This is a genomic window from Neisseria sp. P0009.S008, assembly GCF_051958615.1.
GTDB lineage: Bacteria > Pseudomonadota > Gammaproteobacteria > Burkholderiales > Neisseriaceae > Neisseria > Neisseria subflava.
Window position 1 is genome coordinate 131202 of record NZ_JBQCVG010000002.1, and the last position, 20629, is coordinate 151830.

The window sequence follows — 20629 nt, forward strand, 5'->3', positions numbered from 1 at the left end:
TTGAAAATAAAAACAAAGGTCGTCTGAAAATTTTCAGACGACCTTGTCCATTCCTGTTTACACAGTTTGCGAGTATTTGGCTTTGGTTTCTTTATGGCGCAAGTGGTAGTCGAACACCATGGCGATGTTGCGGATCAGGAAACGGCCCTTCGGCGTCACGGTCAGGCTGTTCGGTTTGAGACGGACTAGGCCGAGGGTTTCTAGTTGCTTCATATCTTCCAGTTCGGCTGCAAAATAGCGGCTAAACGGAATGCCGAACACGCTTTCGTAAATTTGATAATCAAGCGAGAAGCGGCACATTAAATCCTGAATGATGTTGCGGCGCAAAATGTCGTCTTGATTGAGCTGGTAGCCGCGCATAATCGGCAGATGTCCGGCATCGAGTGCGGCGTAATAGGCATCGATGTCGCGCTCGTTTTGGGAGTAGGTGCTGCCGATTTTGCCGATAGAGGAGACGCCGATCGCTACCAAGTCGCAGTCGGCATAGGTCGAATAGCCTTGGAAGTTGCGTTGCAGGAAACCTTCTTTGAGGGCGATGGAGAGTTCGTCGTCAGGTTTGGCAAAGTGGTCCATACCGATGAAGACATAGCCGCGCTCGGTCAGGGTTTGAACGCAATATTGCAGCATATCGAGTTTTTCTTCGCTGCCGGGAACGACATTGGTGTCGATACGGCGTTGCGGTTTGAAGATATGCGGCAGGTGGGCGTAGTGGTAAAGGGCAAGGCGGTCGGGATCGAGGGACAAGACCGTGTCGATGGTGGTTTTGATGCTTTCGGTGTTTTGGTGCGGCAGGCCGTAAATCAAATCGACGCTGACCGATTTAAAACCGGCTTCACGCGCGGCATCAATCACTTCTTTGGTTTCTTCATAACTTTGAATGCGGTTGACGGCTTCCTGCACTTTAGGGTCAAAGTCTTGAATACCGACACTCATGCGGTTGAAACCGAGTTTGCCCAGTTTGAGGACGGTTTCGCGGCTGACTTTGCGCGGGTCGATTTCGATGGAGTATTCGCCGTTGGGAATCAGCTGGAAGTATTTACGAATCATGTCGAAGACGCGTTCGAGTTGGTCGTCGCTCAGGAATGTGGGCGTACCGCCGCCGAAGTGGAGCTGCGCGAGCTGGTGTCTTCCGCCCAAATGCGGTGCCAGCAATTCCATTTCTTTTTCCAGATACTGGATATAGGCATCGGCACGGCTTTTGTCCTTGGTAATGATTTTGTTGCAGCCGCAGTAGTAGCAGATGGTATTGCAGAAGGGGATGTGGATGTAGAGCGAAAGGGGTTTGTTAAGCGCTCCCGTATTGCGCAGGCTTAAAGCTTGGATATATTCGGCTTCTTTAAAGCCTTCATGGAAGCGGTCGGCAGTCGGATAGGATGTATAACGGGGACCGCTTGATGGCAAACTGGCAATCAATTCACGATCGAATTCCGGTAATTCGTTGTTTGTGTTGGTGTTATTTGAGATGGGGATGATTTTCATGGTCGGGCTTGTAGTATAAAGTAGGGAAATTAGGGAAAATTTTAGTCAAAATTTCGATAGTTTGGTAGAATGCCTGATAATGATATGCCGACTTTGACTTGGGTCAATAGTTATTCGGCTTCATCAGGGATTTATAGAACTATGCAGATTAAGGGTGCGTTATGGCCACACACAATGCAACACATCAAATGAAAACCTTGTGTTCCACATGTTCTTTACGCGAGCTGTGTTTGCCTGTCGGACTGATGCCTAACGAATTTTCACAACTGGACGCGGTTATTCGTCAAAGCCGCCGTCTGAAAAAAGGTGAATACCTGTTCCGTGCCGGCGAGCCGTTTACCTCTTTGTTTGCCATCCGTGCAGGCTTCTTTAAGACAACAGTCGCCAGCCAAGATGGACGCGATCAGGTAACCGGCTTTTTTATGTCGGGCGAACTGGTCGGTATGGATGGGATTTGTTCCCATATTCACAGCTGTGATGCTGTGGCTTTGGAAGACAGCGAGGTATGCGAGCTTCCGTTTACTCATATTGAGGAACTCGGTCAGGATATTCCCAGCCTCCGCTCCCACTTTTTCCGCTTGATGAGCCGCGAAATTGTCCGAGATCAGGGCGTTATGTTGCTTTTGGGCAATATGCGCGCTGAAGAGCGATTGGCGGCATTCTTGCTCAACCTGTCTCAGCGTCTCTATTCACGAGGCTTCGCCGCCAATGATTTTATCTTGCGGATGTCGCGTGAGGAAATCGGCAGCTATTTGGGACTGAAACTGGAAACAGTCAGCCGCACCTTGTCTAAATTCCATCATGAAGGCTTGATTTCGGTTGAACACAAGCACATCAAAATCTTAGATGCGACAACCTTGAAGAAAATGGTTTCCGGTTGTTCGCACGCTATCTGAATCTTAGGCCGTCTGAAATATTTCAGACGGCCTTTTTAACAAGAATTAAAGAATAATTGTTAAGTTACGAAAGTGATAGTCAGATATTAAATTGAAAAATCTTCAACAACCGGTGTGTACAGAATACGGTCGACTACTTCTCTGGTCAGTTTTGGTGCAAACATCTGGATAAAGTCATACGCGTAGCCGCGCAGGTAGGTATCAGTGCGTAAGGCTATCCATGTAGGCGACGGTTCAAATAAGTGTGCCGCATCAATAAGTTGTAAATCTTGATCGACAATGGGATCGTACGCCATTTTAGCCATCAAACCAACGCCCAAGCCTAAGCGGACATACGTCTTCAGTACATCCGTATCGGCAGCCGATAAGGCAACATCAGGTTGCTCAATATGCGCTTTATTAAATGTACGCGCGATACTGCTGCCGGAATTAAAAGCAAATTCGTAAGTAACCAGCGGAAAAGAAGCCAAATCTTCAAGGCTTAAAGGATTGCGGCAGTCCAAAAGAGGGTGGTCGTGCGGAACAATGACGGCATGGTTCCATTCATAGCAGGGCAGTTTTCCCAACTCAGGATGATCGTCAATGCGTTCAGTAATAATTGCCAAATCAGCTTCGCCGCTGCTGACCATTTGCGCAATGGCAGAAGGGCTGCCTTGTTTGATGGTCAAATTGACTTTAGGGTAGTTTTTGACAAACTCCGCAACGATTTTTGGCAAAGCATAACGCGCCTGGGTATGCGTTGTCGCGATGGTCAGGGAGCCGCTGTCATGATCGGTAAATTCGCTGCCGATATTTTTAATGTTTTGTACATCACGCAAAATCCGTTCCGAAATCTCTAATACGGCTTTGCCCGGTTGCGAAACGGAAACCACACGTTTGCCGCTGCGGATAAAAATTTGGATACCCAATTCTTCTTCAAGCAGGCGGATTTGTTTGGAAATGCCGGGCTGGGATGTGAAAAGCGCATCGGCGGCTTCGGAGACATTCAGATTGTGTCGGTAAACCTCAAGGGCATAACGTAATTGTTGCAGTTTCATGGTAGCAGTACCGGATACGTTGTTAATGTGGATTTTGTGCGACAAACGGCATGTAATTTAACATATTTTGCCCAGTTTTGCCCCGAGTTTTGAAAACGATTGTTTTTAATGGAAATATCTTTTAACGATATGAAAACGGGAAATTCAGGAAAGAAGAGGGAAAGGGGTTTTGTTGTTTTTGTACAACTTAAGGTGGATGAATTGTCTGATTTTGCCCTAAATTAATGACACAAGATTGATTTTTCGGCATGATTAACTACTAGGAAACAGGCACTTCATGATTGTTTGAAGGCATCGAGTATTGACAGTTTGCCTTGCGCTTCTTTATAGTGCAACCTGATATATCCGATTTGCCGCTGTTTTGATACTGCGGCCTGTATATTGGTACTTTGCAGCGGTTGCTTTCCTAGTCCGCCGCATAACAATTTGATGAGGGAATAAAATGACCAAACAGCTGAAATTAAGCGCATTGTTCGTTGCCTTGGTTGCCTCCGGCACCGCTATGGCCAGCGAAGCGCACACCAAACACGGTTACACCGTAAGCAGCCAATCTCAAGAAATCGTCCGTAACAACTACGGCGAATGCTGGAAAAACAGCTACTTCGACAAAGCTACCCAAGGCCGTGTTGAATGTGGTGATCGTGAAGCAGTTGCTCCTGTACAACAAGCTCCTGAGTATGTTGATGAAACTGTTTCTCTGTCTACTAAAACTCTGTTCGGCTTCGACAAAGACAACCTGCGTCCTGAAGCTCAAGAAAACCTGGACGCTTTGGCTCAACGCCTGAGCAACAAAAACGTAGAAACTGTACGTGTTGAAGGTCACACTGACTTCATGGGTTCTGAGCAATACAACCAAGCTCTGTCTGAGCGTCGTGCTAACGTAGTTGCTAACTACTTGGTAGGCCGTGGCGTTGCTTCTAGCAAAATCTCTGCAGTAGGTTTGGGCGAATCTCAAGCTCGCATGACTGCTACTTGTGAAGCTGAAGTTGCTAAACTGGGCAAAAAAGTTTCTAAAGCTAAGAAACGTGCTGCTCTTATCGCTTGTATCGAGCCTGACCGCCGCGTTGACGTTAAAATCCGCAGCATTGTTACTCGTCAAGTTGCTCCAGGCCAAACTATCGAAGGTCAAGGCGAATTGCCTGCTTCTGATGAAGGTTGGATCCCAGCTCCTTACAATGGCGTTCACGGTTACGCTAAACCTTAATCAGTTTGTGAAAAATGCCCTGCATATTGCAGGGCATTTTTTATGGTTTATATTTGAAGAGTCGGGGAATTCATGATTCAAAATAAAAGGCCGTCTGAAAGACTTATTTTCAGACGGCCTTTTATTAAGACAGATTAGTTTGGCTTGGGCCATTTCCATACGCAGATGGCTGCCAGTATCGTACAAATCAAAAAGATAATACTGGATAAGCCGTGCCAAACACCGAATGTTCCACCTACTAGGGACAGCAGCCAGTTATCCAGCCCATATTTGTGTGCTTCGATAACCGGCGTAACCAAAAGATGGTTGCAGGCTAAGAGTAGCCAAAGTACCAAGATCCACCAAGAAAGTGAGGCCAGTTGCCGTCTGAAAAAGGCATAGGCTGCGCCAAAAATAACTAAGCCACATAGTGCTGTGATGGCAAATGAAATGCCGGCAATTTCTCCCGCCTGCATTTTAGGCAGAAGGCGGAACAGGATAGGGGCGGTAACATAACCTGCTGTTAGCTGCATACCGAGCCACATAGCGGCAGCGGTTTGGATAATTTTGTACAGTAGATTCATTATGTTTCTCCTGGGAATATTTCACTTTTTCTATTATGATGTTTTGGTACAACAAAAGGCCGTCTGAAAATGTTTTCAGACGGCCTTTTGTTTATTTAAATATATTGCACGGCAATGATGTCATATTCACGTACGCCGCCGGGTGCTTGAACTTCTGCAACGTCGCCTTCTTCTTTGCCGATCAGGGCGCGGGCAATGGGGGAGCCAACGTAGATTTTGCGTTCTTTGATGTCTGCTTCATCTTCGCCGACGATTTGGTAGGTAACTTGCTCTTCGGTTTCCAAATCTTCCAGTGTTACAGTTGTGCCGAACACGATTTTACCTTCTGCATGGATTTCGGCAGGGTTGATGATATGCGCCATAGAGAGTTTGTGTTCCAACTCGGCGATGCGGCCTTCGATAAAGCCTTGACGCTCTTTGGCGGCTTCGTATTCTGCGTTTTCAGACAAGTCGCCGTGCGAACGTGCTTCGGCGATGGCTTCAATGACTTCTGGGCGTGCTACGCTTTTGAGGTGTTGAAGCTCTTGTTTCAACAATTCTGCACCACGGACGGTCAAAGGGATTTTTTGCATTGAGTTCTCCATGAAAGCATGATGATGCTTTTAAAATTTTATCCGGCCACGCGCGTTAGCCGGATTGGAAATAAAAATACAAGCCGCCAAAGCTTGGCGGCTTGATGAATAAATAAGTAATGTCTGTATTCTACCAAATTCTGCCGAAACCGCAATGATTAAAACGGAATTTCAGTAAAGTGTTGTTTTCTGTCTATTTTGTTTTTTCAGACGGCCTAAAAACTAAATATTGAAGTATTTCAAAGCTGTATTGGAAAAACGGTTTCTTAAATGAATGTTTTTGATTAAAATACCTGTTGCTAATCCGTAGTGATTAGTCTGCTTTAACTATATAAAGAGAAAATATGGAAACAAAACCAACTTCCCAAAATGAACAACGGGCTAACCGCCGTTATTTAACTGTTTGGCGATGGCATTTTTATGCCGGACTTTTGGTTGCGCCGTTTTTAACCCTGCTGGCTGTTACAGGGTTGGGAATGCTGCTATTCGCCAATATTACCGGTAAAGAAGGCGAACGCATACATATTACGCCGCAGGCAGTGGTGCAGCCTTTGTCGGCTCAGGCTGAGGCCGCCAGACAGTTTGTGAATCCGGAAACTGCTTCTGTAGTGCAGTATATTGCGCCACGCGCAGATGATATGGTTGCCGTATTCCGCGTGAACAATGATGATAAAGCCACTATGGTTGCCGTTGATCCCTATACAGCAAAAGTTGTGAATACGATGCCGCGTGGTCAAGGCTGGTATCACACGATGGACGAAATCCACGGCGATATGATGATCGGCCCGGTGGGTGACTATCTGCTGGAAACTACCGCGTCGCTGACCATCCTGATGATAATCACTGGGATTTATTTGTGGTGGGCGAAACAGCGCAGCCTGAAATCCATGCTTGTGCCGAAAGCAGGCAAAGGACGCACATGGTGGCGTAGCATGCACGGTGCATTTGGCACTTGGGTTTCTTTGATTTTGTTGCTGTTCTGTCTGTCAGGTATTGCTTGGGCGGGAATTTGGGGCGGTAAAGTGGTTCAGGCGTGGAGTCAATTTCCTGCCGGTAAATGGGGTGTGGAGCCTAATCCGGTATCTTCCGTACCAACCCATGGTGATGTGCTGAATGACGGTAAATCTAAAGAAGTGCCATGGATTTTGGAGTTGACGCCTATGCCGGTTTCCGGTACGACAATGGGTGAAAACGGTATTAATCCAAGTGAGCCGATGACTTTGGAGACGGTTGACCGCTTTGCCCGCGAAATTGGCTTTAAAGGCCGTTATCAGCTTAATTTGCCTAAGGGTGAGACCGGCGTATGGACGCTGTCGCAAGACTCAATGAGTTACGATATGATTAGTCCGACTGCTGACCGCACGGTACACATCGATCAATACAGCGGTAAAATTTTGGCTGATATTCATTTCGACGATTACAACTGGTTTGGTAAATTCATGGCGGCAAGCATTGCTTTGCATATGGGTACATTGGGCTGGTGGAGCGTATTGGCAAATGTCTTGTTCTGTCTGGCGATTATCTTTATTTGTGTCAGCGGCTGTGTAATGTGGTGGAAACGCCGTCCTTCGGAAGCACGTGGTTTGGTTCCTCCGGCGCAGAAAATCAAATTGCCGGTATGGTGGGCAATGGCTGTGCCGCTTTTGATTTTGGCTGTGATTTTCCCAACTGCTATTGCCGCAATCGCTGTTATTTGGATTTTGGATACACTGTTGTTGTCGCGTATCCCGGCATTGGCAAGATGGTTTAAATAACCGTCCGATGTAATTAAAGGCCGTCTGAATCTTTTGTTTCAGACGGCCTTTGTTATAAAGGTCAAAAGAATTAGGGGATTATGATTCTATTTCAGTTTATGCGTGAGGTGTTTATTGTGATTAGCTTGCAGGATTGTGTAAGAAAGACAAGGAGTTTTTGTATAAAAAACAAAAAACCCACTTCATTGAAGTGGGTTTTTGATGAAAGCTATTAACCTTTGCGAGCAGGCAATTTTTCTTTAATGCGAGCTGCTTTACCGGTCAGGCCACGCAAGTAGTACAGTTTGGCGCGACGTACGTCACCACGGCGTTTAACTTCGATTTTTTCTACGGTAGGAGAGTACAGTTGGAAAGTACGTTCTACACCTTCGCCGCTAGAGATTTTGCGAACGATGAAGTTGCTGTTCAGGCCACGGTTGCGGCGAGCGATAACAACACCTTCGTATGCTTGCAGACGGCTGCGAGAACCCTCAACCACGCGTACAGATACGACAACGGTGTCGCCTGGAGCGAATTCAGGGATTTCTTTGTTCAAGCGAGCGATTTCTTCTTGCTCTAATTGTTGAATCAAGTTCATTTGTTTTTCCTAAGTTATGATTGGATTTCCTGTTGCTCTTGCAAGATTTCTTTTAAGAGGCGGGATTCCTTTGGGATTAAACTGCGCTTTTCCAATAAATCAGGTCGGCGCTCTAAAGTGCGTCGCAGCGATTGTTTCAATCGCCACTCGGCAATCAAGCCATGATTTCCTGAGCGTAAGACTTCGGGAACTATCATGCCTTGGAATTCTACGGGTTTGGTGTAATGAGGACAGTCTAAAAGGCCGTCTGAAAACGAGTCTTGTTCGGCTGACTGTATATCGCCCAATACACCTGGAACCAATCTTAAGACGGCATCCATCAACATCATGGCGGGTAATTCGCCACCCGAGACGACAAAGTCGCCAATGCTGATTTCTTCGTCCACACTGCTTTGCAGCAGTCTTTCATCTATGCCTTCATAGCGTCCGCATAGAAGAACAAGATGGGGTAGTTCGGCAAGTTCTGCAGCTTTTTTATGTGTCAGCGGCTGACCTTGCGGACTGAGATAAATTACTTTGGCAGGTTTTTGCGAGTTTGCTTTGGCTTCTTCAATTGCCGCTTGAAGCGGCGGCGCCATCATAATCATTCCCGGACCGCCTCCGAAGGGGCGATCATCGACATAGCCAAGTTTGTTATCGGCAAATTTTCGGGGATTGATGGCTTGAAACTGCCAAAGATTTTGTTTTCTTGCTCTGCCTGTAACGCCATATTCGACAATGCTGTCGAACATCTCCGGGAAAATGGTGATGGCTTGAATCAGCATCAGTAGTCCAAACCCCAGTCGGCGATAATGGTTTTGCTGTCGGTATCGACAGATTCGATATAGTTGGAGACAAAGGGAATCAGGATTTGCCCGTGTTCGCCTTTAATCATCAAAACATTATTTGCACCGGTTTCCATCAGGTTGCTGACTTTGCCGAGGACGATGTTTTCTTTATTGATGACGGTCATGCCGACTAAATCTGCCCAGTAGTATTCGTCTTCCTCAGTAGGGGCGAATGACTCTCTGGGGATTTCGATGGTATAGCCGCGCAAGGCAAATGCTTGGTCGCGATCGTCTATACCTTCAAATTTGACCTGAAGTTCGCCATTGACAATTTTACCTGCCTCAAGCACAACATTCAGGGTCTTGCCATCCTTGCACAACTGCCACTCGGGGTAGTCCAGCAGGCTGTCGGTATATTCGGTGTTGGCGGCAATTTTAAGCCAGCCTTTAATGCCGAATACGCCTTTGATGTAGCCCATGGCTACCCGTTTTTGAGTGTCTGTCATGGTCGTTTTGGCTGATTAAGCAGCGATTTTTTGCTCTTTAATCAGTTTGGCAACTGCGTCGCTAACTTTCGCGCCTTGAGCAACCCAGTGGTTGATGCGATCTGCGTCGAAACGTACGCGTTCTTGTTTTTCATTGGCAACGGGGTTGTAGAAACCTACGCGCTCGATGAAGCGGCCGTCACGACGGTTGCGAGAGTCAGTTACGACTACGTTGAAGAAAGGGCGGTGTTTTGAGCCGCCGCGAGCCAAACGGATAACTACCATTTTGAGTCCTTTTGAAAAATGCGGATATATAGAAACCGCTAATTTTAGGATATTTCACACGGGTTATGCAAGTTTTTATTTGTTTTTGTTGCTGTTTTGCCATTCGTTCAAATCGAGGCTGGCTTGATACAGGCCGCGGTCGGTTTCAGATGGTGTGACAGTAAAGCCTGATTTTTCAGCGAGTTTGAGCATCGGTGTGTTTTCTTTGAGGATTTCCGCATTCATGGTTTGGTAACCTTGCTGTGTGGCAGTTTGGATAATGAGGCTCATCATTTTGCCTGCCAAGCCGGTTTTGCGTGCTTCAGGTGCCAAAGTAATGCCGAACTCGCACTCATTACGATTGATGCGGCTGTAACGGCTGACTGCGACGATACGGCCGTCTGAAGTGAAGGCTGCCCATGCGCATTCGGTATGGAAATCGGGACGGGTCAGCCGTGCAAGTGTGGGCAGCGGCAACTCGTTGGTATGGGTCATGAAGCGCGTATAGCGGTCGGCCGCGGGTAATTGGCGGACAAATTTTTGTTTGGCTTCGGCATCTTCAGGCTCTAGTGCGCGGATGTGCAGTGTGTTGCCGTCGGGCAGCGTAAAGGTATCGGTTTGGCTCGGATAGGGTGCGAGTACGTTTTGTATCTCGGGCGTTTCGGTTTTAGGGTGCAGCAGTTCGGAAGCGGCTTCGCCGGTGTTGCGTAGGAATTCGGCTGCGGCCGGATTTTTTTGTTGGAGATAGGCGGCGGCGCTTTGCATTTTGGCGGCGGCCTGTTCCAAGGTTTGGACGGCTTTTTTAGGAATTTTGGTTGTTGGTGCAACAGGTTTTTCTACGATTTCGGGAATGATGGTGCTGTTGTATTGGCTGCCGTTGTAGTTGAGGATAATGTCGCCGATATGCTGGTTGTTGTGGATAAGCGTGTTTAGGGAATGCAGGAATTGATTGAGAACGGACGTGTTGTCGAGTTCTGTAAACTGGCTTAAACGCTGGATATCGAGTGTGGTAAAGGGAGGTAATGCGGCTTCGGTTTGGCCGTTGTAATGGGCGGTAAGGATATTGCCGTAAATGGCATGGCTGCTGAATCGAAATTGGACGGCATTGTGTTTTTGGATTTGGCACGGAGGCAGGTATAGGGCTTCCGCCATCAGTTCGGTTTGGCCGGATGCAATGGCTTTATCGATATTTTTGCTTTTAGGTGTTTTCAGACGGCCTGTTTTGGCTTGGGCAGGGGTATTTTGCACTTGTTGCAAATAGGCTGTTTGATTGCGGAAATAAAGTGTCAGTAAGGCTTCTTCCGGCGTGTTAAACCGTATCAGGCCGTCTGAAAAACGATAGCTGACGAGAATGGGCTTACTGGTTTTTTGTGCCAAATTATCCAGAGTTTGATGAATGCTGTACGCATCCGGCGTATCTGGCGAAATAATGCCGAGCAGGGCTTGAGTATGCGGATTTTGTAATTGTTCGAGTGCCAGACGGTGGATGCGTGCAGGCGTTGGGTTGCTGCCGATGCAGCCTTGTCGGACGGATGGTACTTCGGTTGGGAGGTCGAGGGTCAATTCGCAGGCATCGGCGGTAGTGCGCAGCCATTCTATCGGCGTGTCGGACAGAATGGTGGGGTTGGTAATGACGGGAATGCCGGATAGGTGGGCTTTTAGGGCTGCTTCCAGTTCGGCGGTATTGAATACCGGTTGGAAATTGCAATGGCGGCTGAGGCTGCGCAGGATGGCTTTGTCTGTGTTGTCGGTGTAGTGTGTGGACAACAGGATAAGCGGAGTGTGGCGTGTAAAGTGGCGGATGGCACTGAACAGCTCGCGTTGGTTTTCAGCCGGATTGTAGTGGATAACGGCAACTTTGGTATGGCGGTTGTGGCCGAAGCGGTTGAGCCAGTCGGCAGATGTGGTAGGGCTTAGGTCATAGTTGAGGCTGATGTGGCGTGATACGCCTTGGTGTAGCGTGTTCAGCAGGTGGTTGATGTTGCGGCTGACGGTGCTGTGGCCGGTCAGTAACGCGATATGGCCGGCCGGATAGTCGGCTTGGGTGCTGATGTTGAGGTTGAGCGAGGGGAGTTGGATGCCTGCGCTGTTGCACACGCTGATGTTCAATTCGTCGCCGTGATGTTTTTGAATGATGGAGCGGGCGTTTTTACAGGATTCGGGCGGCAGGTTTTCCCAATCTTGAATCAGGATAATGTGGCGCAGGTCTTTTTTACGGCAGGCTTTGAATAGCGAGTCGTAATGGTCGGGCGGGATAACAGCAACAACCAAATCGGCTTGGCCCGGGATTTTGCTGAGGCTGGAGTAGGAGGGAATGCCTGCGACACTGCTGTGTCGAAGATTGACGGGGGTAATTTTGCCTTGATATGAGGAACCGAGCAGGTGGCTGAAAATGCGTTCGCCAAGGCTGTGCGGACGTTCGCTGGCGCCGACGAGGATGATGTGTTCAGGCATGAAGAAGTAGCCGGTTTGGACGGTTGCACTCATGATGGTTCCTTATTTGTGTTTTTGGCCGTCTGAAAAGTTTCAGACGGCCTTATTTTTAGACTTCTTTTTTGTCTCCGGCTTTCTTTTTGGGAAGGATAAAACGCATCCTCAGGCCGTTAGGTTTGACATTTTCAGCAATGATTTTACCGCAGTGCTGTTCCATAATGTGCTGCGTCAAGGCAAGCCCCAAACCTGTACCGGGTTTGTGGGCGCTGGAGTCGGCGCGATAAAAGGCAGTAAAAATATGCGGAAGCTGCATTTCGTCCACGCCAGGCCCGTTGTCGGTAACATCGATAATCCAGTTTTTGCCGTCTTGTCCGATATGGGTTTGAATGGTGCTGCCTTCCGGACTGTAATTGATGGCATTGCGGATCACGTTGTCAAAGGCGCGGTATAGATAGCCTTCGTTGGCGCTGACTACGGCATTTTCAGGGATTTTTGGGTCAATGCTCAGGGTAACGCTTTGGTTGTTTTGGTGTGCAATGCTTTGGTTGTCCTCAATCAAGTTAGTCAGGAAAGGAACGAGTTTGAGGTTTTCTTTTTCCAAAGGAATATTGGAAGTTTCCAAGCGGGAGAGGGTCAACAATTCGCCGACCAAAGTATCCATGCGTACCAGTTCACCTTCGAGTCGCTTGAGGTATTGCTCTTGTTTTTGCGGCTGGGATTGAATCAGGCCGACAATCGCCTGCATACGCGCCAGAGGCGAGCGCATTTCATGAGAAACGTGGTGAAGTAGATGGCGCTCTTTGGCAACAAGTTTTTCAAGCTTTTCGGCCATTTTGTCGAACTGTACGGCAAGGTGGGATAATTCGTCGTCACGGTCGTCAACTTGTTGGGAAATGCGGGTTTCGAGTTCGCCGTTGGCTACTCTGTCCATGCCGCCGCCAAGAATTTTAATGGGCTTGGTGATGTTGTTGGCAAGGATGTATGCCATCAAGAGCCCCACAACGATGATAAAAGACAGAATGATAAATTCGTGCCAAATAGGCGAAAGCGGCAGGCCGGGAATGAAGAGCGGGCTAGGTAGGCGTTGGGCTTGATGATTGTCCCAGCCTTTAATGAAGAAGAGGTATTCTTCGCCGAAACGGTCGTATTCGATGTGTGCCAAATCGGATTCGGGGTTGTTGATGGCAAAGATACGGGCGCGCTCAATGGAAAGGCTGTCAATGTCGCGGCCTAAAATATCTTTTTTATCGTCGCCGGTAATCACATAAACGGCATTGGAAACCGGATTATTTTTCCATTCAGAAAGAATTTCGCGCGCACCGCTGTCTCCGCGTGAGTTGAAGGCGGAAACGATGCTGCTCATCAATGTGGTTTCGATGGTGCGGCGTTGGTTAAATTGGTTTTCGGCAAGGGTGTTTTGTACCAGCCAAAATGAAAAACTCGCCACAAAGATTGCGCAGACGATGACTGCGCAAAATGTGGCGAAGATGCGTTGAAACAGTTTCATTGATCTGTTTAATCTTTAATTTTTAACAAACAGGTAGCCTAAGCCGCGTACAGTTTGAATCAGGGAAGCATCGCCCAATTTGTGGCGGATGCTGGAGATGTGTACGTCGATGCTGCGGTCAAATTTAGCCAGTTTGCGGTCGAGTGCCTCGATAGACAGGGTCTCTTTGCTGACAACTTGTCCGGCATGGCGCATCAAAACTTCGAGCAGATTGAACTCGGTGCTGGTCAATTCAAGCGGAATGTCTTTGATGCTGGCTTGGCGTTTGGCAGGGTAGAGGATAACGTCGCTGACAGAAATGCTGTTCGGCGCGTTGTTTTGTTCGTTGCTGTGTTGCGCACGGCGCAAGATGGCGTTGATACGCGCCAAGAGTTCGCGCGGTGTGCATGGTTTCGGTACGTAATCGTCCGCACCCATTTCCAAACCGATAATGCGGTCGATGTCGTCACCTTTTGCGGTCAGCATGATGATGGGCACAGTGCTTTGGGTACGTACGTTTTTCAGTACGTCCAAGCCGTTCATTTTAGGCATCATGGAGTCTAATACGATGACATCGTATTGTCCGGTCAGAATTTCTTGAACGCCGGCTTCGCCGTCAGGAACGCTGTGAACGTTGAGGCCTTCGGCAGTCAGGTATTCGGTCAGCAATTCGGTCAAGAGGGCATCGTCATCTACGAGTAATACGCGACTCATGGAATTTCCTTTTCGTGATTGTATGCGCCGTGGCACTAAATAGGCGGTGCGGCGATTAAAATAGAGTTGTATTCAATCTTAACATGCAATCTGCTTTTGTTGATAGCGTAATTTTCTGTGCTTTTGCGCTTTTTTGCATAGAAACTTGTCGCTCTTTACATTTTCAGACGGCCTGTAAGGACAAACTGACAATTGAGTGTGTTTTGTTTAGGGTTTGTCACATGATTTGGCAGTTTGGTGTTTCGGTGCATTGATGAAATCTTTGCAATCGGACAAAAGTTTGGGCAGCAGGGGGGCGAATACCGGATGGCTACGTATTTTGTCGGCGTAGAAATACATCATATACGGATAATAATATTGCACTGCCTGCATCCATTGCGCACCTTCTTCTTTCTTGCCTTGTCGGTAGAGGTAGAGGCCGACTTGATAGGCGCTGGAGTAGGGGCGGTAGGTCAGGGCTTTGAGTGCGGCTTCTTCTGCCCACGGGCGGATGTAGGCATCGGTCGGGTCTGCACGTTTGCTCAAACTTAAATCGGCGTAATAGGCAAGCATGGGGCTTTCTTTGGAGAGCTGCTGCAAACCGTCGATTTTATTTTGAACTGTTTGCGGATTGTCGGTTTCCCCTACACGGCTATATTGGGTCAGATTTTGATATTCCCAGCTGAGGTTTGCCATGCCGATTAAAATCGATAAAGCGGCTATACCGCCTGCCCACTGCCTGATTCGGGTAGATAAAGGGCCGTCTGAAACATCTTTCGGATAAGAAGGTGTCAGTGACAGAATCAGGCTGAATACGGTGAGGAAGTAGATATACCAAAGCGGATATTCGAGCATGCTGTGGCAGAGGCTGACGGCGGCAGCAGTCAGTAAAAACAGGGAAGCCGGCGTTTGATTGCGGCCCAACAGTCGCCATACGGCTGCAAGCAGGGTTAAGGTTGCAAGCAAGGTGCCGGCAATGCCCATTTCAGACAATAACTGCATGACGATATTGTGCGAATGGGTAAACAGTACGCCGAGAATATTGTTGGGGAAGTATTGTTGTTGGGCATTGATCAGGAAGGTTTGCTGGGCAAAGCTGTTCCAGCCATGTCCGAACCAAGGTGCGGATTGAAAGGCAATCCATGCCTTGCTCCATTCGATTTGGCGCATGGAGCCTTCAAAACCGCTGGTGCCAGCGCGTTCGACAGCGGTTTCGTATTTGATGTTGCCAAACAAATCCAACAGGCTGCCCATGCCGAATTGGAAAGCGGCGGCCAGGACTGCGGTCAGAAGGAAAATGCACAGTGCGCGTTTGTGTTGGAAACGGGTACGCCAAAACCATAACGGCGTAATCAGGAATAGGGCGGCGATGTAGCCTAAGATGGTGCGCGAGTTGACAAGGCCGAGGGTCGCAGTTAATGCCAATACGAACAGAAAACCTGCTGCATTGGACATTTTGCGCTCCGTCCATAAATAGGATGCCGCCAAAATACCCCACATCAAATAATGTCCCAAATGATTGCGCTGGCCGAGTTGGCCGTTTACGGTGCCGTTGCTTCGGGCGACGATGCCGTTCAACCACTCTACGTTGGACCAACCTTTAAATTGCAACCAAACGATGGCAGCCTGTATGGTTGCACCTATCAATAAAGACCAAGCAAAGATGCTGACGACACGTTCCTGTCCGTAAGCTGCTATCCAGCCTCGCACCGACCATGCGCCCAGTGCCAAAATGACAAAGGTCCAGGCAGTGATGTCGCTCATGCCGGGGTAGGTGGAATGCATGAGGCGCGCTTGGAGCGACCAAAATGCGGCCATGGCAAACAAGCCGATACTGAGTGCAGGAAGGCGGATATTCAGCAGGCCTTTGTGTGCGCTAATCAATGTCAGTACCAATGAGCCGCTCAGTGAGATGGCTTCCAGATAAAAGCTGGGCAGTGGGCCGACTCGGTAGAGTGAAAGAAAAGGGACGGCGCAAATCCAAAGAAAACTGAGCCATAAAGGCCAAAAGGTTTTCATTGAAGATTCAGTCAGGCCGTCTGAAAGTGTGTGGTAGGTCATTTTGATGTGTGTTTTTGTTGTTTGATAAATGCAAGACAGCCGAGGAAAAAGGCGATGCACAATAATACGGAAACGGCGGCGCAAGTCCGGCTGGCGACGGCTGTGTCTGCCAGGCGCATACAGGCTTCGGCAAAGTAAAGCAGAATCAGCATGGAACTGTATTGATAAGTGTAGATGCGTTTTTTTAAAATGCCGGTCAACGGCAGGCACAGGGGCAGGGCTTTCAGTGCCAGCCATGAGCCGCCTTCGCGCAATGGTGCGATCCACAATTCCCATGACAAGGAAAGCAGAATCAGCAGGATAAGGCTTATGGAAGTTGCAAGATAAGGCAATGGGGAGCGTGTATTGTTCACAATATTGAGGGCGTAAAGCCGTACTGGAAAACTTAAAATTATACCGCTAAAAAGGTGGGGTAAGCCAAGAATATTGCTTAAAGATGCTGAAGAAAGGATTTATTGTTTTTTCTTCAAACGAATGAAACTTTATCTTGTTTTATAGTCTTATGAATATATATATCTAGTAAAGATTGTGCTACTATTATAAATACTTTATCTCAGGAGGATAGAAAACCATGAATCGCGTTGCTGATGTTATCCGTGATGATATTAAAGTAATGACAGCCTATCAGGTTGCTGATTTGCCGGAAGGTTTTATTAAGTTGGACGCCATGGAGTGTCCGCATCATCCTTTCGCCGGGTATGAATCTTTATTGTCGGAATGGGCGGATTTGGCAAAGCAGGCACCGATTCATTTGTATCCCCATACTGCCAAGAGCGGTATTTATGAAGAATTGAGGGAAGTTTTCGGTATTCCCAATAAGGCGGAAATCGCATTCGGTAACGGCTCTGACGAGCTTATCCAATTTTTGACTATGCTGGTTGCCAAACCAAATGCGCGTGTATTGGGTATTGAACCAAGTTTCGTTATGTATCGTCATAATGCCGCGCTTTATGGCATGGAATATGTCGGCGTTCCCTTAAATCCGGATTTCTCTTTAAATTTCCCGGCCGTTTTGTCCGCTATCGAGCAACATCGGCCGTCATTAATTTTTATTGCCTATCCCAATAACCCTACCGGCGTGTGCTTTAAACGAGAAGAAGTGGAGGCGGTCATTCGTGCGGCTACTGGCATTGTGGTTGTCGATGAGGCATATGGTGCGTTTCATCATGACAGTTTTCTTCCGTGGGCGGGCGAAGTTGAAAACTTGGTTGTAATGCGTACCATCAGTAAAATCGGCTTTGCCGGCTTGCGGATGGGATATGCGGCCGCAAGTCCAAGCATTATAGGTGAACTGGCCAAAATCCTTCCGCCTTACAACATGAATCAATTAAGCTTGGCGGCGGCAAAATTCTCATTGAAACATCATCAAATCATTCAGCAAAACATTGATACATTAAAAAATGAGCGTTCGCGCGTGATGAATGAATTGTTGAAATTAAACCGTTTGCAAGTTTTCCCGAGTGAAGCCAACTTTATTACCGTTCGTGTTCCTGATGCGAACGGGCTGTTTGAAACATTGAAGCAAAACCGCATACTGATTAAAAAACTGCATGGCAGCCATCCGCTTTTGGATCAGTGTGTTCGCGTAACCATAGGCTCGGCAGTGCAAAATGATGCCGTCTTGGCCGTTATTAAAAACCTTTACCCTAATCTTTAATTCCAAGGAAACTACTATTATGAACAAAGCTCAACTGCATTTGACCAATTTTCTGTTACTGGTTGAAGAAGCCGGCTCGTTGACCAAGCTTGCACGTGCTTGCGGTTATGAAAATTCCGCCTCTTTGTCTCAGCTCAAACGCCGTTTGGAACAACAAGCAGGCGATGAGTCTGCACGCGGCATTCGTCCGAGCCTGGCTGCGAAGTTGGAATCCGGTATGCGCAAACGCAAAGGCTGGCTGAACCGTAATCACAGCAAAGATCAAGAAAAAGCAGCAGCGGTTGAAGCGGCGCGTTTGGAAAAACAAACTGTTGAAGCAGCCGAAGCTGGCGTTTCAACCGAAGGCCGTTTTGTTACCGTTACCCGCAATACCTGCGAAACCCAAATCACCGTCAGCCTCAATCTTGACGGTACCGGCAAATACCGCTTGGATACCGGCGTTCCTTTCCTTGAGCATATGCTTGCCCAAGTGGTGCGCCATGGTTTGATTGACTTGGATATTACCTGCAAGGGCGATTTGCACATTGACGACCATCACACGGTTGAAGACATCGGTATCGTATTGGGTCAGGCCCTGAAACAAGCGCTTGGCAATAAAGCCGGCATTACCCGTTATGGCCATGCCTATGTTCCGCTGGATGAAGCGTTGAGCCGTGTGGTTATCGACCTTTCCGGCCGCCCTGGTTTAGTGTACAACATCGACTTTACCCGCGCCCTGATCGGTCGTTTTGATGTCGATTTGTTTGAGGAATTGTTCCACGGCCTTGTGAACCATAGCATGATGACCTTACACATCGACAACTTGAGAGGCCGTAATGCACATCATCAAGCCGAGACTGTTTTCAAAGCTTTCGGTCGCGCCTTGCGCATGGCGGTTGAATACGATCCGCGCATGGTTGGTCAAACACCTTCTACCAAAGGTACGCTGAGCGAAGAATCTGTTCAAGAAGATGCGGAAGCCGCATCTGAAGAATAAGGCATCGTGTGAATGAATAAAGGCCGTCTGAAACCGATCGGGATTTCAGACGGCCTTTTATTATTTGTCTTGTATATCAACAATATTTTGTTTTAAACCATCTTTTGCTACAATCATTCTTATTATTATATTAATCATTAAATGTTTTCAGACGGCCTGAGGAGAAGCAATGAAAGTAGCGATTGTTGATTATGGAATGGGAAACCTGCACTCAGTATTGAAATCTGTTCAGGCTGCGCAGGTCTTGTCCAATCAAAATGCCGAGGTTTATCTGACTTCTTGGCCTGAAGAAGTGATGGCGGCGGATAAGGTAATCTTTCCGGGGCAGGGTGCCATGCCGGATTGTATGTCGGCGCTGAAGGCAAGCGGTTTGGGTGAGGCGGTTTCAGACGGCCTGAAAAACAAGCCGTTTTTTGGCATTTGCGTAGGTGCGCAATTATTGTTTGAACACAGCGAAGAAGGCGATACAGATGGTTTGGGTTGGTTTGAAGGGCAAGTAAAACGGTTTTTACCCAATCAAACCGATGCACAGGGAGGCCGTCTGAAAGTACCGCATATGGGGTGGAATACAGTGCGTCAAACCCGTCCTCACCCTTTATTTCAAGACATTGGGCAGAACGAGTATTTTTATTTTGTTCACAGCTATTATTTTGCGCCGAAAAATGAAGAGGTTGTTTTAGGCGTCAGCGAATATCCGAATGAATTTGCCTGCATTGTCGGTAAGGACAATGTGTTTGCCACACAGTTCCATACGGAAAAAAGCCATCAGGCAGGATTGCTGCTGCTGCGTAATTTTTTAAATTGGCAGATTTGAGGCTTTTTAACATAAATCTACTAAAAATCGCTAATTTGTGTAAAATATACTGAAATTGAGTAGAGGAGAAGAAAATGCTGTTGATACCTGCCATTGATTTGAAAGAAGGACGCTGTGTTCGCTTAAAACAAGGCTTGATGGAGCAGGCGACGGTGTTTTCCGATTCGCCGGCAGAGATGGCTTTGCATTGGCGCAATCAAGGCGCACGCCGTTTGCATTTGGTTGATTTGAACGGCGCATTCGCAGGCGTTCCTCAAAATTTTCCGGCAATTAAAGAAATTTTGGCCGCCGTAGCCAAAGATATTCCGGTACAGCTTGGCGGCGGTATCCGTGATTTGGGCACCATTGAAAAGTATTTGGATTTGGGTCTGATCGATGTGATTATCGGTACGGCCGCGGTGAAAAATCCTGAATTTGTGCGCGAAGCATGTAAGGCATTTCCGGGGCAGATTATCGTCGGCTTGGATGCCAAAGACGGTATGGTGGCGATAGACGGTTGGGCAACGGTAACGGAGCATTATGTCGTCGATTTGGCCAAGCGTTTTGAAGACGATGGGGTCAACAGCATTATTTATACTGATATTGGTCGCGACGGCATGATGAGCGGCGTGAATATCGAAGCTACCGTCAAATTGGCCCAATCAGTGAATATCCCGATTATCGCTTCCGGCGGCTTGACGAATTTGGACGATATCCACGCATTGTGTGCCGTTGAAAAAGAGGGTGTGAACGGTGCGATTACCGGCCGCGCAATTTATGAGGGAAGTATTGATTTCGCACAGGCTCAAAAACTGGCCGATTCTTTGGCTTGATCTAAGTGCGTTTAATTATGCAGATTAGGGCTTTGCAAGGTGTAACAGCGCAGGAGTTGGCGTATAGCTGAAAATACCTTCAAAAGCGGCATTTTGCAA

The 20629-nt window shown here is 47.8% G+C and carries 20 protein-coding genes; 7 read left to right on the forward strand and 13 right to left on the reverse strand.

The features are described from left to right. Positions 1 to 57 precede the first annotated feature (57 nt). Positions 58 to 1479, reverse strand: a complete 1422-nt coding sequence (gene hemN / locus ACTHSQ_RS02480; protein WP_440371233.1) for an oxygen-independent coproporphyrinogen III oxidase — start codon at positions 1477 to 1479, stop codon at positions 58 to 60. A gap of 161 nt (positions 1480 to 1640) precedes the next feature. On the opposite strand from hemN, the gene fnr reads away from it, so the two are divergent. Next, positions 1641 to 2375: a fumarate/nitrate reduction transcriptional regulator Fnr gene (gene fnr, locus ACTHSQ_RS02485; protein WP_003684408.1), complete on the forward strand. Its 735-nt coding sequence runs from the start codon at positions 1641 to 1643 to the stop codon at positions 2373 to 2375. 86 nt (positions 2376 to 2461) lie between these two features. On the opposite strand, the gene ACTHSQ_RS02490 is transcribed toward fnr, so the two are convergent. Next, positions 2462 to 3412, reverse strand: a complete 951-nt coding sequence (locus tag ACTHSQ_RS02490) for a CysB family HTH-type transcriptional regulator (protein WP_036472646.1) — start codon at positions 3410 to 3412, stop codon at positions 2462 to 2464. A gap of 442 nt (positions 3413 to 3854) precedes the next feature. Here ACTHSQ_RS02490 and ACTHSQ_RS02495 point away from each other — a divergent pair, with 442 nt between their 5' ends. Continuing rightward, positions 3855 to 4616: an OmpA family protein gene (locus tag ACTHSQ_RS02495; protein WP_003684290.1), complete on the forward strand. Its 762-nt coding sequence runs from the start codon at positions 3855 to 3857 to the stop codon at positions 4614 to 4616. A gap of 134 nt (positions 4617 to 4750) precedes the next feature. Here ACTHSQ_RS02495 and ACTHSQ_RS02500 read toward each other — a convergent pair whose 3' ends face one another. Beyond that, entirely contained in the window at positions 4751 to 5179 is a 429-nt protein-coding gene (locus tag ACTHSQ_RS02500; protein ID WP_003684397.1) for a DUF4149 domain-containing protein, read from the reverse strand. Positions 5180 to 5274: 95 nt separating this feature from the next. After that, complete coding sequence (greA, locus tag ACTHSQ_RS02505) at positions 5275 to 5751, reverse strand: transcription elongation factor GreA (protein WP_003684304.1); 477 nt, start codon at positions 5749 to 5751, stop codon at positions 5275 to 5277. A 344-nt stretch (positions 5752 to 6095) separates the two neighbouring features. On the opposite strand from greA, the gene ACTHSQ_RS02510 reads away from it, so the two are divergent. Next, positions 6096 to 7505, forward strand: coding sequence for a PepSY-associated TM helix domain-containing protein (locus ACTHSQ_RS02510; RefSeq protein WP_003684437.1), 1410 nt, complete (start codon positions 6096 to 6098; stop codon positions 7503 to 7505). A 211-nt stretch (positions 7506 to 7716) separates the two neighbouring features. Here the strand turns inward: ACTHSQ_RS02510 and rplS are convergent, their stop codons facing one another. The 9 genes from rplS to ACTHSQ_RS02555 all read right to left on the reverse strand — a co-directional run bounded on the left by rplS (position 7717) and on the right by ACTHSQ_RS02555 (position 16624). Beyond that, a complete protein-coding gene (rplS, locus tag ACTHSQ_RS02515) occupies positions 7717 to 8082 on the reverse strand; it encodes a 50S ribosomal protein L19 (protein WP_003679470.1) in 366 nt (121 codons plus the stop codon). Between the two features lie 14 nt (positions 8083 to 8096). Further along, positions 8097 to 8846: a tRNA (guanosine(37)-N1)-methyltransferase TrmD gene (trmD, locus tag ACTHSQ_RS02520; RefSeq protein ID WP_440371234.1), complete on the reverse strand. Its 750-nt coding sequence runs from the start codon at positions 8844 to 8846 to the stop codon at positions 8097 to 8099. After that, positions 8846 to 9355 (reverse strand): ribosome maturation factor RimM, encoded by a 510-nt coding sequence (gene rimM / locus ACTHSQ_RS02525; protein WP_440371235.1) that lies wholly within the window; start codon positions 9353 to 9355, stop codon positions 8846 to 8848. Before rimM ends, trmD begins: the two co-directional genes overlap by 1 nt. Before the next feature lie 15 nt (positions 9356 to 9370). Further along, positions 9371 to 9619 carry a 30S ribosomal protein S16 gene (rpsP, locus tag ACTHSQ_RS02530; RefSeq protein WP_003684452.1) on the reverse strand — a complete coding sequence of 83 codons (249 nt, stop codon included), beginning with the start codon at positions 9617 to 9619 and terminating at the stop codon, positions 9371 to 9373. 75 nt (positions 9620 to 9694) lie between these two features. Then, a complete protein-coding gene (locus tag ACTHSQ_RS02535; RefSeq protein ID WP_440371236.1) occupies positions 9695 to 12085 on the reverse strand; it encodes a GNAT family N-acetyltransferase in 2391 nt (796 codons plus the stop codon). Positions 12086 to 12140: 55 nt separating this feature from the next. After that, positions 12141 to 13538 (reverse strand): ATP-binding protein, encoded by a 1398-nt coding sequence (locus ACTHSQ_RS02540; protein ID WP_440371237.1) that lies wholly within the window; start codon positions 13536 to 13538, stop codon positions 12141 to 12143. Positions 13539 to 13553: 15 nt separating this feature from the next. Next, the gene (misR, locus tag ACTHSQ_RS02545) at positions 13554 to 14231 is read right to left on the reverse strand and encodes a two-component system response regulator MisR (protein WP_440371238.1); all 678 of its coding nucleotides are present in this window, start codon (positions 14229 to 14231) and stop codon (positions 13554 to 13556) included. Between the two features lie 207 nt (positions 14232 to 14438). Further along, complete coding sequence (locus ACTHSQ_RS02550) at positions 14439 to 16271, reverse strand: Wzy polymerase domain-containing protein (protein WP_440371239.1); 1833 nt, start codon at positions 16269 to 16271, stop codon at positions 14439 to 14441. Next, the gene (locus tag ACTHSQ_RS02555) at positions 16268 to 16624 is read right to left on the reverse strand and encodes a DUF2069 domain-containing protein (protein WP_440371240.1); all 357 of its coding nucleotides are present in this window, start codon (positions 16622 to 16624) and stop codon (positions 16268 to 16270) included. Before ACTHSQ_RS02555 ends, ACTHSQ_RS02550 begins: the two co-directional genes overlap by 4 nt. 218 nt (positions 16625 to 16842) lie before the next feature. Here ACTHSQ_RS02555 and hisC point away from each other — a divergent pair, with 218 nt between their 5' ends. From hisC to hisA, 4 genes are all read left to right on the forward strand, one after another. Beyond that, the gene (gene hisC, locus ACTHSQ_RS02560) at positions 16843 to 17928 is read left to right on the forward strand and encodes a histidinol-phosphate transaminase (protein ID WP_440371241.1); all 1086 of its coding nucleotides are present in this window, start codon (positions 16843 to 16845) and stop codon (positions 17926 to 17928) included. Positions 17929 to 17947: 19 nt separating this feature from the next. Then, entirely contained in the window at positions 17948 to 18904 is a 957-nt protein-coding gene (hisB, locus tag ACTHSQ_RS02565; protein ID WP_440371242.1) for an imidazoleglycerol-phosphate dehydratase HisB, read from the forward strand. A gap of 169 nt (positions 18905 to 19073) precedes the next feature. Then, positions 19074 to 19718, forward strand: coding sequence for an imidazole glycerol phosphate synthase subunit HisH (hisH, locus tag ACTHSQ_RS02570; protein ID WP_003684405.1), 645 nt, complete (start codon positions 19074 to 19076; stop codon positions 19716 to 19718). 74 nt (positions 19719 to 19792) lie between these two features. Continuing rightward, the gene (gene hisA, locus ACTHSQ_RS02575; protein WP_440371243.1) at positions 19793 to 20530 is read left to right on the forward strand and encodes a 1-(5-phosphoribosyl)-5-[(5-phosphoribosylamino)methylideneamino]imidazole-4-carboxamide isomerase; all 738 of its coding nucleotides are present in this window, start codon (positions 19793 to 19795) and stop codon (positions 20528 to 20530) included. The last annotated feature ends 99 nt before the right edge of the window (positions 20531 to 20629 follow it).